The organism is Pseudalkalibacillus sp. NRS-1564 (assembly GCF_050467905.1).
Classification (GTDB): Bacteria; Bacillota; Bacilli; order Bacillales; family Guptibacillaceae; genus Guptibacillus; species Guptibacillus hwajinpoensis_B.
In genome coordinates this window covers 178,318-191,246 of the sequence record NZ_JBITPM010000040.1, presented here as the reverse complement: position 1 = coordinate 191,246, position 12,929 = coordinate 178,318, and the positions used below count along the sequence as shown (strand labels likewise).

The 12,929-nt window shown below is 39.0% G+C and carries 12 protein-coding genes; 2 read left to right on the top strand and 10 right to left on the bottom strand.

Features of this window, described 5'->3' with window-relative positions:
* From ACIFPW_RS18795 to ACIFPW_RS18775, 5 genes are all read right to left on the bottom strand, one after another.
* The coding region (locus ACIFPW_RS18795; RefSeq protein ID WP_430246578.1) for a YesL family protein at positions 1-234 on the bottom strand (234 nt) is incomplete at its 3' end.
* A 42-nt stretch (positions 235-276) separates the two neighbouring features.
* Complete coding sequence (locus tag ACIFPW_RS18790; RefSeq protein WP_430246577.1) at positions 277-1,446, bottom strand: Gfo/Idh/MocA family protein; 1,170 nt, start codon at positions 1,444-1,446, stop codon at positions 277-279.
* Between the two features lie 59 nt (positions 1,447-1,505).
* Positions 1,506-2,366 (bottom strand): carbohydrate ABC transporter permease, encoded by an 861-nt coding sequence (locus ACIFPW_RS18785; protein ID WP_048309424.1) that lies wholly within the window; start codon positions 2,364-2,366, stop codon positions 1,506-1,508.
* Complete coding sequence (locus tag ACIFPW_RS18780; RefSeq protein WP_236690353.1) at positions 2,360-3,256, bottom strand: ABC transporter permease; 897 nt, start codon at positions 3,254-3,256, stop codon at positions 2,360-2,362. Before ACIFPW_RS18780 ends, ACIFPW_RS18785 begins: the two co-directional genes overlap by 7 nt.
* A 190-nt stretch (positions 3,257-3,446) precedes the next feature.
* Positions 3,447-5,681: an FAD-dependent oxidoreductase gene (locus ACIFPW_RS18775; RefSeq protein ID WP_430246576.1), complete on the bottom strand. Its 2,235-nt coding sequence runs from the start codon at positions 5,679-5,681 to the stop codon at positions 3,447-3,449.
* 125 nt (positions 5,682-5,806) lie between these two features.
* Here ACIFPW_RS18775 and ACIFPW_RS18770 point away from each other — a divergent pair, with 125 nt between their 5' ends.
* The gene (locus tag ACIFPW_RS18770) at positions 5,807-6,142 is read left to right on the top strand and encodes a cupin domain-containing protein (protein ID WP_430246575.1); all 336 of its coding nucleotides are present in this window, start codon (positions 5,807-5,809) and stop codon (positions 6,140-6,142) included.
* Positions 6,045-6,656: a helix-turn-helix domain-containing protein gene (locus ACIFPW_RS18765; RefSeq protein WP_430246574.1), complete on the top strand. Its 612-nt coding sequence runs from the start codon at positions 6,045-6,047 to the stop codon at positions 6,654-6,656. The genes ACIFPW_RS18770 and ACIFPW_RS18765 overlap by 98 nt, the downstream gene beginning before the upstream one ends.
* 26 nt (positions 6,657-6,682) lie before the next feature.
* On the opposite strand, the gene ACIFPW_RS18760 is transcribed toward ACIFPW_RS18765, so the two are convergent.
* The 5 genes from ACIFPW_RS18760 to ACIFPW_RS18740 form a co-directional block, all read right to left on the bottom strand.
* On the bottom strand, positions 6,683-8,182 hold the full coding sequence (locus tag ACIFPW_RS18760; protein ID WP_430246573.1) for a DUF4091 domain-containing protein: 1,500 nt from the start codon (positions 8,180-8,182) through the stop codon (positions 6,683-6,685).
* Positions 8,183-8,354: 172 nt separating this feature from the next.
* Complete coding sequence (locus ACIFPW_RS18755) at positions 8,355-10,436, bottom strand: heparinase II/III domain-containing protein (RefSeq protein WP_430246572.1); 2,082 nt, start codon at positions 10,434-10,436, stop codon at positions 8,355-8,357.
* A complete protein-coding gene (locus tag ACIFPW_RS18750; protein WP_430246571.1) occupies positions 10,433-10,759 on the bottom strand; it encodes a cupin domain-containing protein in 327 nt (108 codons plus the stop codon). The genes ACIFPW_RS18755 and ACIFPW_RS18750 overlap by 4 nt, the downstream gene beginning before the upstream one ends.
* A gap of 19 nt (positions 10,760-10,778) precedes the next feature.
* Entirely contained in the window at positions 10,779-11,984 is a 1,206-nt protein-coding gene (locus ACIFPW_RS18745) for a glycoside hydrolase family 88 protein (protein ID WP_430246570.1), read from the bottom strand.
* Positions 11,974-12,915, bottom strand: a complete 942-nt coding sequence (locus ACIFPW_RS18740) for an ROK family protein (protein WP_430246569.1) — start codon at positions 12,913-12,915, stop codon at positions 11,974-11,976. Before ACIFPW_RS18740 ends, ACIFPW_RS18745 begins: the two co-directional genes overlap by 11 nt.
* Positions 12,916-12,929: the final 14 nt, after the last annotated feature.

The window sequence follows — 12,929 nt, the reverse complement described above, 5'->3', positions numbered from 1 at the left end:
CTTTATAAATTCTTGTTTATAGGTAGTCCAAAACTCAGGGAAAACAGGAACATCTGTCTCTCCGAGTTGCCAGCGGCGTACGACTGCAAACATGCCCATTGTTGCAGGGAAAATTCCTGCGACCAAAAGCCCAACAATCGAGAATACGAGCCATAGACATTGAACGTATACAAGACGAGCGACCCATTCTGTAATGCGATAAAATTTGCCCCATAAGCCATTTAATTCAACCATTCAGATACACCTCTTTATCCTTCTTTTTCTCGTGATGTTTAGTTAAGTCATACCTGTGCTTTGTGTCTTTTCAGATCCAACTCGCTGAGTGACCTGTACCACTTTTCCTCCAGCCCGAATGGATTCTGACGCCGCACAACCAACTGCGACACTCATTCTTCCAGCATAAGGAGTTGTGAGCGGTTGTTTATTATGAAGAACAAGATTTACAAAATCCTGACATATGACTGGATCGGCTCCACCATGACTTCCCTCTGCCGTCTTTATGTCGTACGTTTGATCAGCATATTCATGCCAGGTGTTAGATTTTCTCGTCTCCACATATACTTTTCCATCCGGTTCAGAGTTTTCAATTCTTCCTTTTGTGCCAATAAACGTATAGTTGCGTTGATAATCTGGGGTGAAATGACACTGTAAATAAGAAGCTTTAATGCCACCTTCTAATTCCATAATGACCATGTTATTGTCTTCTACATCCACTTCATTGCGAAAAGCGCATTGATTCAATGGAGTAGTGCTAAATTCCGTGCAGTCATGTTTTTGATCACAAGTGGGACACGTAAGATTGTTATCTTTTTCTCCTCCGAAGAAATCAAGGCTACCAAATGCTGAGACTTTTTTGGTGTAACTTCCTGTTATCCAGTGGATAATATCTAAATCATGAGAACCTTTTTGGAGTAAAAGAGAATTCGTATTTGCAGAGTTAGCGTGCCAGTCATGGTAGTAATACTCTCCACCTAACCCTACAAAATGGCGAACCCAAACGGCTTTAATGTCACCTATTACACCAGAGTCAACAATTCCTTTCATCGTTCGAAACATATTCATGTACCTCATATTAAACCCGATCATAAGATGCTTCTCTGACTTCTCCCACTCATCGAGAATACGATCGCACCCCTCCACTGAAATGGCTAATGGTTTCTCGCAATACACGTGTTTTCCTGCTCTAAATGCTGCAATGGCATGTTCCTCATGTAAGTGATCAGGTGTTGTAATAACAACGGCATCTACGTCATTTCGTTCTAAAAGTTCCTTATAATTTGTCGTAATATAGGTTTCTTTGTTTATATCTTTTTGAAAGGCTTTTAATTTAGAGATGGATAGATCTGCTGCTGCTACAACAACGGATTCTCCATCCGGTTGATGCCAATATTTTGCAATAGAACTTCTTAATCCAATACCGATTAATCCAATTCTTACTTGTTTCATTGTTTCTCCCCTACGAGTATGGCATTCATTCTATGTTCTGCTTCTGACATGATCGTTTTCTATCCTTTGATCGAACCTAGTAGCATACCTTTTGTTAAATGCTTCTGAACAAATGGATAAATCACAATGATTGGTAAGCTTGCAATAATAACGGCTGCCATTTGAATGGTAGCTGTCGGTATAACTGCATCCACGTTCTCGATTTGATCTTGATTTTGTACAAGAATATCTCGAACCACAACCTGGAGAGGATTTAGGGCAGGGTCTGTAATGTACATAACAGCCTGGAAAAATTCGTTCCAGTGACCAACGACATAGAATAACCCAATTGTAATCATAACGGGTTTCGAAAGAGCGAGTACAATTTGCCCGAGAATTCTAAATTCGCCTGCACCATCAATTCGAGCTGCTTCGAAAATATCTTCTGGTAAGTTTTCAAAGAAGCTTTTCATGATAAGAACATTAAAGCTCCAAATCGCATTCGGAATAATCATTGCCCACACCGAATTAAGTAAACCAGTTGCTTTTACAATTAAGTATGTAGGTACGATCCCGCCGTTAAATAAGAGTGTAAAGACGACGAGGAAAATGAAAATGTTGCGACCAGGTAAATTTTTACGACTTAATGGATACGCCATTAACGTAGTAAGAATCAAGTTAATGATCGTTCCAACAACTGTAATAAAAATGGTGACCATAAACGATTTTGGTATTTTGGGTTGAGATAAAAGGTGAGTATACGCATCAAAGTTAATCGCTTCAGGAATCAGAACAAATCCACCATTTTTCAATACTTCTTCGATCGGGGTTAGAGATACTGCAACGACGAAAAGCAAGGGGAAAACGGATAGTACACCAACTAGGATGAGAGATATCGTTACAAGTAGATCAAAGGCGCGGTCTCCTTTATTTTTCACCATATGTTTTCGCCCCATTTCTTCGCAATTTGGTTCGCTCCGATGACAAGAATAAGGCCAATTGCTGACTTAAATAATCCTACTGATGCAGCAAGGCTGAAGTTCATCTGTTCAAGTCCTGTTCGGAAAACCCACGTATCAATAATGTCAGCCACTTCATATACTTGGACGTTATACATGATGTAAACTTGTTCAAAACCAGCATCAAGCATATGTCCTAGCTTTAAAATAAACAAAAGGATGATAACGTTACGTATTCCTGGTAGTGTAATGTGCCAGATCATATGAAAGCGATTCGCCCCATCTACTTTTGCTGCTTCATAGAGAGAAGGATTAATTCCGGCTATCGCTGCTAAATAAATAATGGCTCCCCATCCGAGACTTTGCCATGCTTCAGATCCTACTAATATCGAACGGAACCAGTCTGTTGATGTTAAGAAAGGAATGCTTGATGCTCCCCCTTCTGTTAACCAACGATTAAATAACCCTGTGCTTTCTGACAAGAAAGCGATACAAATTCCATAAATGATTACCCAAGATAGAAAGTGTGGCATGTAGCTTAGCGTTTGTATCCATCTTTTAAACCACATTGTTTTACATTCATTTAGAAAGATAGCGAGTACAATACTCGGAACCATTCCAAAAAGAATTTTGTATAAACTAATGATCAATGTGTTGGATAATAGTTGGTAGAAATAAGGGGAATCAAAGAAAATTTGGAAATATTTATACCATGGGTCAGCCCAGTTGCTCCCCGTGATGCCTTCCATCACGTTGTAATCTTTAAACGCGATAATAACGCCGTACATTGGTAGATACTTATAGATGAAAAACCAAATTAACCCCGGTGCAAGCATAATGTAGAAGCTTTTGTACTTCCATAAGTTTGTCATCAGCGTTTTCTTCTTTGTTTCCGATTTCGTATAAAGTGACCTCTCTGACTCTACAGCTGTTTTTGCATTCATGAATTCCCTCCTAGACTGTTCTTTGGTGACAGACTTTCTTACCTGAAAATTCGATTTCTTTTGAGATATTATTACAATAGCATATCTGTTCACCTGTGAGAGTTTATTAATTTAGATACTAGTAGACTCTCACTTCGATCAGTTCAGCGTGCTGTGAACCATTGGTTTCCTCGATAACCACACGTATTTTATCAGTAGTAAAGGTTTCTAAATGATGGACGCGCTTTCTTTTTCGGTTAGATTTGATTGAATCTACCGTTTGCCACTGACCATCCAAATTCATTTCAATACGATAGTTGGCAACTAGCTCTGGCATAATATCGAATTCTGTTTTCAAAAAGTGAAGGTTAATTAAGTATTCGTTCACATCATCATTAAAGGTTAAGTGGATTTCATTCATTTGAACCGGCTTGTCCCAGGTTAACTCGATCCACTCTTCCCCTCCAGTGGATTCAGACATCCACATATGTGGAGATCCAAATGGTCGGTGGTAACCATTAATGACTTTATCTGGTAAGTAAGTTCCGATTGGATCACTTACTTTAAAACAAAACGGCTGTCGTGTAAGATTTTTCATTGACCACTGAACGACTAACTGCTCGGGTTGTTGGGACAAGTTAGGGTCAACGATCGGAATATCTCCTTTTTCAAAAGTTAACACCCCGGATAGTGGCTGTTTTGACTTCCATAAAGCTAGCTGTTCATTTTCCTTAATCACGATAAAAGCATTTTGTTCACCGTTTGGTGTCCAGGGAATGCTAACTGTGATCCACTGCTTCTCACCTTTTGGAATGGTTACTTTCCTCTCATTATGCAATGTACGAGGAATGTAATTTTCACCTCTACCTGTATCCCATACTTCTATAATCGCTTCTGTTTCTATAGTAGCATCGACTAAAAGTTCAATTGAAGTGAGCTTCTGATCAACTGGAAACAAGATACCCACATCATTTTTTAAAGAGTACAGTTCAGCTGGTGTGTTAATGGCAATCTTTTGATATGTGCTTGATGCGCTGATCGTTGCAAGTTTAGCTTGATCCCTTTCATCTTCGTTTCTAGCTCCAATAATTGAAGCATCTTGTTTGAGCAAAGTTTGCTGCACACTTTTGAAATGATTTTCATACAGTTCACGTGGCGTCAGTTGTTTGTCCACACATAGAGCGGCGCCTACTCCAGCAGCTTCCCCCATAACCGCACAAGTTGCCATCACTCGAGTAGTTCCGAATGCTACATGGGTTGCGCTGATATTCCGCCCCGCCATAAACATGTTCGAAACGTTGCGTGAGTATAAAGAGCGGAATGGAATGTGATATAGACCATCAGGGAAAAGGTGCTTGGATGCATTTTCTCCAGTATACATGCCCTTTGGGGGATGAAGGTCAATTGACCATCCACCAAAAGCAATTCGATCATCAAATGGTCTCTGACTAATAATATCATTTTGATTTAGCATATAATCGCCTACAAATCGGCGGTACTCTCTTTTACCTGGAACAGACCCTACCCACTCAAGAACTAGGTTGTCAGCATCAAACTTCCCAGAATTTTTAATGTAGTCCCAGATTCCGTAAATGGCTGCCCATAATTCATCTCGTATTGCTTCGTTTTGATGTACGGTATCCATTTCGCCGCCCCATTCAATCCACCAATAATAGCAGCCAGAGTCCCCAGTTCGAATGATTCTTTTTTCTGGAATGAGAGTTTGGGTAATGTCTCTTGCAAATGCTGGTGCGACATATTTCACTGGTGTTCCAATATCCTTTGTATAAAATAAGATGGTACTTCCAAGTGTGATGTTGTCAGCTTCTTCTGGTGCCCACTCTTCGTCGTACTCATGTCTTGCTTCTCTACCTAACTTAAATTCGGCCCCTGCGAGAAAACCAACTAATCCATCTCCTGTACAGTCAAGGAATACCTCACTCTTGTAGGTAATTTTCCGCTCTGATCCCATCATCCAGCCAGTAACCGATTGGATAACACGATTGTCATTTTCTCCAGTGGCTTCTACTTCATGAACATCTGTATTAAGATGAAGTGTAATATTGGGTTCGTTGTACACGGTTTCATAAACGATCAGGTCCCAGTAGTATGAGTTTCCTTCAGGGTTCCGATATTGATTTTCAACAAGCATTTCTCCCATGATGCCCGTTTCTCTGGCATATCTTTGTGTTCCTACTGCGTTAGCACCGCTTACCCACACTCTTACTTCACTACTTGAATTACCGCCAAGTACTGGCCTGTTTTGGATAAGGAAAACGGTTTTACCTAATCGAGCGGCCGATACGGCTGCACAAACTCCAGCAAGACCTCCCCCAATTACCGTAATATCAGATTCGACTGTTTCATACTTCATGCGATGAACATCCTCCTTGATGTTACCTTCGATAATTTTTTAAGTTTTCTAAATATAATTGTATCGCTTGCCAACTTCTATTAAAATGTAATATAGAGTCATTTGTTTATACTTTATTTCATAAGGTGGTGAAATTAATCCTGGACTCTAAAACGTTGCAAAACTATGTTCCATCGGTCATTTATTTAGCTCATTGGAAAGAAAAGCAGCGATTTGTATTTGAAGAAGATGTCCACCCTAAGTGGGTGTTATTTGCGGTCGAAAAAGGTGAATTCGAATTTTCAATCGGTGATAAGAAAGGTGTAGCACAGGTTGGTGACCTCGTGTTTTGTCCACCTAACACACCTTTTAAAAGGAAGTTAATTGAGCCTTTGTCATTTTTTTGCATTTATTTTCGAATGGGAATTAAAAAAAGAGTACTTATCAGATCCGTCGTTACTAAAGCCATTGGAAGAAGATGAATCCATTATTAGTGGAAAATGGACGTTAAGAGATTTTAAAAGACTTTCTTCTAATTTCGAATATTTGGCTTTGTATTCGAATCATACTCACTCTCAGAATATGTCCCGTATTAATTACATACTGAGAGATATTTGGAATGTGTTTTGTTGGGAGCTTGAAGAAAAGCATGTGAAACAAATCGGCCAAAAAGATAAGCTGATGATTGATGCGAAAAATACTATTCAAGAGAAAGGCTTAATGTCTCTATTTAGCATGAATGACCTTTCTATTCAATTAGGACTTAGTCCTGTTCAACTTACTAGAAGGTTTAAAGCAGCTTTTCGGATGACGCCAAAGGAATATTTGATTTCACTAAGAGTAGAAGAAGCGAAAAAATTACTCGCCAACACGGATTGGACAATGGATGAAATCGCACGACATTCAGGCTATGAAAATCGGTATTACTTTAGCCGTGCGTTTCGAACAAAAGAAGGGAAAAGCCCATCAGAATTTAAAAAAATTCACCAAATGTAATACAAATAAACCGCCTTTCAGGCGGTTTATTTATGAGTATGAACATTTATTTCAAGCTTAATTCGTTCATTTATTTCGTCTCTTTTGGCCAGAAGCCAAGCAGCATCTTTTGGATAATGGGTGAATGTTAATTCTTGTTTCAAATCGTTTTCTAGTAGATCTAGCGTTTGTTCACGCCCAATATAGCTTTCAAGAAGTTGTAATGCAGAATGATCCTGAAAAGCCTCCATTAACACTTCTAAACGAAGTGACTCAATTGGCCCTTCCTCCCCGGGATAAACGAGAAAAGCATCGCCTGATGGAAAAGAGTAATTCGCATCCGTGTTCCGAAACGGGTCAATTAATTTTTTTGAAAAAGAAGAGTACCAGAAGTTAAATCCCCAATGAAGGAAGCCCTGTATATTAAACTTATATAATTGCATTCCTAGTATTCTATTTCTAGAGGAAGGCATGTTAAAAAAACGATTGGAAACCTCTTTGTATTGAGAAGTACAGTAATAAGTCCATAAATCGGGAACGTTGTTTTCAAGAAATGGAGTAATATGATCGTTAGATGATACTGGATTTTTAATAAGACCTTTTTCGTAAAAAGTATAATCTGAAAGTGCGTCGATTACTGGTAGGTCACCAAGGTAATCATGCATAACACGACTTGCATTCTTATAAGATTCCAAATGCTCCATTCGCGGTTCATCAGAAATATGAAAGTAACAATAATCTGTTAGATTGGATTCTTCTAGTAATTGAATAAGCGCAGGTAAGAATTGTGCTAGAAATGAACGGTAGGCTTGACTCATAGCGTCTGTTTCCCAGCCAAATAGTTTTTCTTTTTTCCCATTTACATCACCTATAATTTTAGGTGAATGCTTTGCACCCCACTGACTAAAAAGGTGAGAGAATTCGAAATAGCGAATGCCGTTATTCTGACACATTTTAAACCATCGGAGAAGCTTTTCGAAATGAAATGTATACTTCTCTCCTTCTTTTGTTACATCAACAAGCTGTACTGTCGGTCTCTCTCCACCAATCTCAGTATCTAGCGGAGGGGTGAATAAAGGGGTTAAAATCATATTAATGTGATGATCAGCAGCAGTCTTTACATACTTCTCTACTGTGTCCCAGTATTTATCACTGAAGATCTTTAATTGATAAATTGAAGCGATACAATCCGTGTGTAGCCACTCGGTGTGAATCACTTCTTGTTCTGGAAGATTTGCATCAATGACGTTCAATTGAAAAGTTTCTTTAACGTGATCATCGTTAGTGCAAATGAGGGTGATGTCAATTTGGTGGTCGCCTGGTCTAGCGTCTTGTTCTATGTCCACTGTTATCCAAATCGATCGCCACTGATTTGGAAAAGCTGTAAGCCCTTCTTCTTCTACAATTGGAAATAAGGGATCAGGGTATAATCCTGGTGTATGACGCAGGGTATGATCATCGTAATCAAAGTGACATGGGTACTCAGAAGGCACCAGTCCAACTACTCGTGCTGTTACATTTAACTGAGAGTGAATTTCGACCTTCATTTGTTTTACTAATTTATCTGACCGATACGCTACTTGAAAGGAATATGTTTCACCTAATAAAGCAGATGCAAATGAAACATATGGCTCAGTTAAATCTTCATCAGCAAAAACTTTGGTGAGTGAGCTTACTAATTTCGTCTCAATAATGATTAACCACTCCTTGATCGTTAATTTAGCTAGAAAAATAGGAATGGGTCGATGAATGGTGGTTCTTTCCTTTTGTTAATCGGAATTCACCACATATAGAGGCATGAGTGGAGACAAGTATTCTTATGTCGGATTCGCTGTGTATCACTTCTATATTCTCATCTTCTCTATTTGGTAAATCCGTAGCTATTTGAAAGACGTTAATAAACGTGATGGATTGATGTGGCTCACTTCTTTGTATAAGAGTGGCTCGATCAGAAACGGGAGGATTATCGGGAGTGTTTGCTAAATAAAGCATCGTTTTTGATGAACACCAGCTATGTTGATTTACAATTTCTTCGTTCGCCTTCCACTGTAAAAATGTAGAACCATTCGTCATCATTTCTCTCTTATTGTTGAATAAATCTTGATTTAATTTGCTTAATTTTGCTTGTGATGTTTCCCAGTTTTGGGTGTGAAGTATTTGGCCGTCGACGTGATACAAGAGATCCACTTCTCTTTTTTCTGGTACGTTTACCGTAACGATGTCAAGAAACAATCGATCAGTAATAGCATTGAAACGTTGGATAGAACAATCTTTGTAACTCTCAACATCCCAGGAACTCATTGACTCAGGTAACTGAATTAAATTTTGAAAAAGATAGGTATCACTTTTCCAGTCTACGACGCTTTCTACCCAGCTTCCCCATTCGCATTGTTCAGCTTTGATACGCTTCCCATCTGCTGGTGGTTGATCACTTCCATTTATACTAACGGTGTTATGTGAATACGTATGCTTGAACCAGTCATAGTGTACAGGAACACTATAGCGTGTTGTGCCAGGATCTCGTATAAACGGTTTGTTTTTTAAGCTAAGCGATAAACCTAGTTGATCGAGATGATCGTGTTCACCACCAAATGGCGCATGCTTTTGAAAGACCTGCCATCCATTTTCACAGGAAATTTTTGTTAAGCTAGAACTTGAAGTTAACGTCTTATTTTGATTGTTCTTACAGCATGGGACTATACAATTGGTATCATTTAAAACGAATTGGTTAATGAAGAACAATGAATAAGAATCTTGCGGAACGCGTTTAAACTTTGATGGTTGCATGCCGTATAAGCTTCTTAATATCATTTGATACTGCTCTTCCCCATAACTAGAAAAAGCGAACTCGTAGAGATGTGCATATTTAGATAAGGAAATAGATGAGGATGAGTCATTCAAAGATGGGAGCAACCCTTCATTATCAATAAATAATAAGGGCGTATCGAACATCTTTTTGATTTCTGGGAATGACCAAAGACGAGTATCATCTGTGATATGTGCTAATTGAACGATCGATTCAAGTGTATAAAAATGGTAGGAGAAGGACCCTTCATACCATAAACCATCCTCAAGTACGCCCTTACGAATCTGATTTCTTAATCCATAATCTCCATTAAACCCTTGTTCAATTAAGTGATCATTACCCAATATTGAACCGATCATACAAATAGCAACAGTTATATGGACAGCATGATTATGAATCTGTTGTTCTTTCCATGTAGATAAAAAGGTAGCCGCATTAAGAAATAGCTGATTATTTACAATTTCCAATTCTTCTTTGGTAAAATGTTCTTTACCAATGTGATAGGCATAACAAAGGTTAATCATCCAATTGGCTTCATCAAGCGTTTGAGCGAAAAGTTTACCTGGCCCATTATAAGGGATCTTTCCATGTGTTCGGTAATGAGGGTAGCACTCTGCATAATCCAAAAGGATCTTGTTTGCTTTCAATAAATAATCCTCTCTTTTAGTAGCTGCGTAGGCAAACGAAAGATGTTTAACTGCCTCTCCTAGTTTTCCGTGAGCCATTCCCATCCAGCCACCTAGAAATGGAGAGTCTTCAAAGACTCTCCTGCATGAAGGACAATCAAATTTCTTATTATTCGTCCAGCTGAAATTGAGTGCAGCTCCATCATATGGGCAGTGAAAATAGTGCCCCCAGTCTGCGATATCTGTCTTTGAAGGTCTAAATGGTATTTGTAGCGCTTCATCAGCCTCGGCGATTAGCTTTTTTTTCGCATGTAGTGTTTTTTTATGTTGAGCGTTTAAGTAAATCGTATCTGACAAACGAGAACTCATGAATCCTTTCCTTCTAATAAGTCCTCTCTTACTGGACTAAAGGAATCTAAAAGACTACCATCTGAAAGTGCTTTAACGCCATGAAGTGTATTTGGTGGGATATAAAGTGACTCTCCTTTTTCAATGATCGTATGAGCTGTGCCAATCGTGAATTCAAATTGCCCATCAAGACAATAGGAAATCTGTTCATGAGGATGCTGATGTTTATTTCCGATCGCTCCATTTTTGAAGCGAACTTCCATAATCATTAGATCTTCACCACTTGTTAAGATATTTCGTTTAACACCGTCTTCTACTGACTCCCATACACCGATTTGTCCCATAATCGAACTCCTTTCCAGATTACCAATATAAATTCCAGTCTTTCGAGAGACGAACAAGCGCTTCGAAATAATAATAATCGCCCCAAATACAACTTTCATCTACTCCGCGGTTACCACCTTTATAGTAAACGGCATGGCGCAACAATCCATTTTCATTTGAGTGCACATCTGTCGTGTAATGTTTAACTAGTGATTCGGTTGTATTATTGATAGCGTTCTCATAGAAAGGTCTCTCTTCATCTGTAAGTGGTAAATGTTTCACTAATTCAAGTAATCCACAGAGTGCGATAGCAGCTGATGAGCTATCTCTTTCTTCATTGCCATCTGTGAAAATTAAATCCCAATAACAAATATAGTCTTTAGGTAAACGATTTAAATAGTAATTTGTAAGTTTCTTAGTTAACGTGATTAAATTCCAGTCTTTCGTATAAGCATAACTTAGAGGGAAGCCGTATATTCCCCATGCTTGCCCGCGAGCCCAACAAGAGTCATCCGCATATCCCTGGTGTGTGTCACCATACAGTGGATTTCCTGAGTCTGGATCCATGTAATAAGTATGGTGCGTAGATGCATCTTCTCTCACAAGGTATTGTGCTGCCTTTTGGATATGGCTTTCGGCTACGCTCTTATACTTCTGATCTCCAGTTTCTTCTGTAGCCCAATAGAGTAAAGGTAGATTCATATTACAGTCAATAATCATCCTTCCCCGCTGTGACGGGTCCGTTAAGTCTCCCCATGCTTGAATGATGCCTGCTTTTTCATGAAAACGCGTCATGAGCAAGTCTGCTGCTTCAATAGCTACATTTTTGGCTTCTTCATTACCAGTCAATTTATAAGCACTAACACAGGAAAGCGTATAAAGAAATCCGAGATCATGGTGATTTACAGCAATTCGATTCTTTAAACGCTGTTTGAAACTAGTTAGATGTCCTTCAGCTACACTGCGGTATTTCTGATCTCCTGTTACTTCATAAGCAAGCCATAACATTCCGGTCCAGAAACTCGTTGTCCATTCATTGTTCTCAATGGACGGGTACACTCCATCTTGGCTACTTGAATCAGGAAAAGAGTTAGTAAAAGTTTCAAGATTTTGATCAATTTTCTGAAGAACATGGTGAATCGCTTGATCGACGTACGTGCGGTTTATCGTAGGCTGTTTTTGATAGCGATCTTTTAGTCGAATGCCTTCATCTAGTACACGTTGTGTATTTGTTTTAATCTTCATTTGCACCTCCATCAGATGAGTTGTGAAGTCTTAATCCGGCTCCAACAAGTCCTGAGTCTCCTTTCAATTGACTAACAGATATTCGATGAACGGCACTGCTTTGTTCAGTAATCAGGAGAGGTTTTATTGTCGCTTTAATATGGTCTATTAACTCTGGATTATGATTAATGACCCCGCCACCAAGAACAATTTGGTGAGGGTCGAGCATGCAAATCATGCCGTGAATTCCTTTACTAATATCATTTAAAACTTCAGTCATGACATAACAGGCGTATTTCTCCCCATGAAAATAATCTCTTAAGACTGTAGCTGTTGTGATTTGTTCAGTCTCTTTCATTTGAAGTCTTGCTCTTTTGGTTGCTGCCTTTGATTGAATAGCTGGACCGGATGCTACATTTTCAAGAGTAGCCACTGGATTTTCTTTCGAGGCACTTGTCAACATTAAGCCTACTTCACCTGCAAAACCAGCACCACGTAAAATGGCTCCATTATGAAGAATGCAACAAGAAATCCCTGTACTAATAGTTAAATAAGCAAACGTTTCATTTTTTTTACATCCTCTTTGATACCATTCCGCAAATGCTGCCATATGAACATCATTATCAAGGATGACAGACTTTGTAGGATAAAGTTCTTCCAATTTTGGACCAATTGGAAAATGAGACCAAGGTAGGTTGTTTTGATAGATGGCTATTCCTTTTTCAATATCGACTTTTCCAGGGACACCAATACCGATCCCAAGTAGGTGTTCTGGTTTGTAACCAGACTCTTCTAATACTTGATCAATACAGTTCTTTAGTTGCTGAAACATCTTGTCTTTATCCGTTGTTATACTTGGGACTTCTTTTCGAAATAGCACGCGCCCATCTTTTGTAATGAGCGCAGCTGCAATTTTGGTCCCCCCTACATCAATACCGAGTGAAAGATTCATGTTGACCTCCTGTT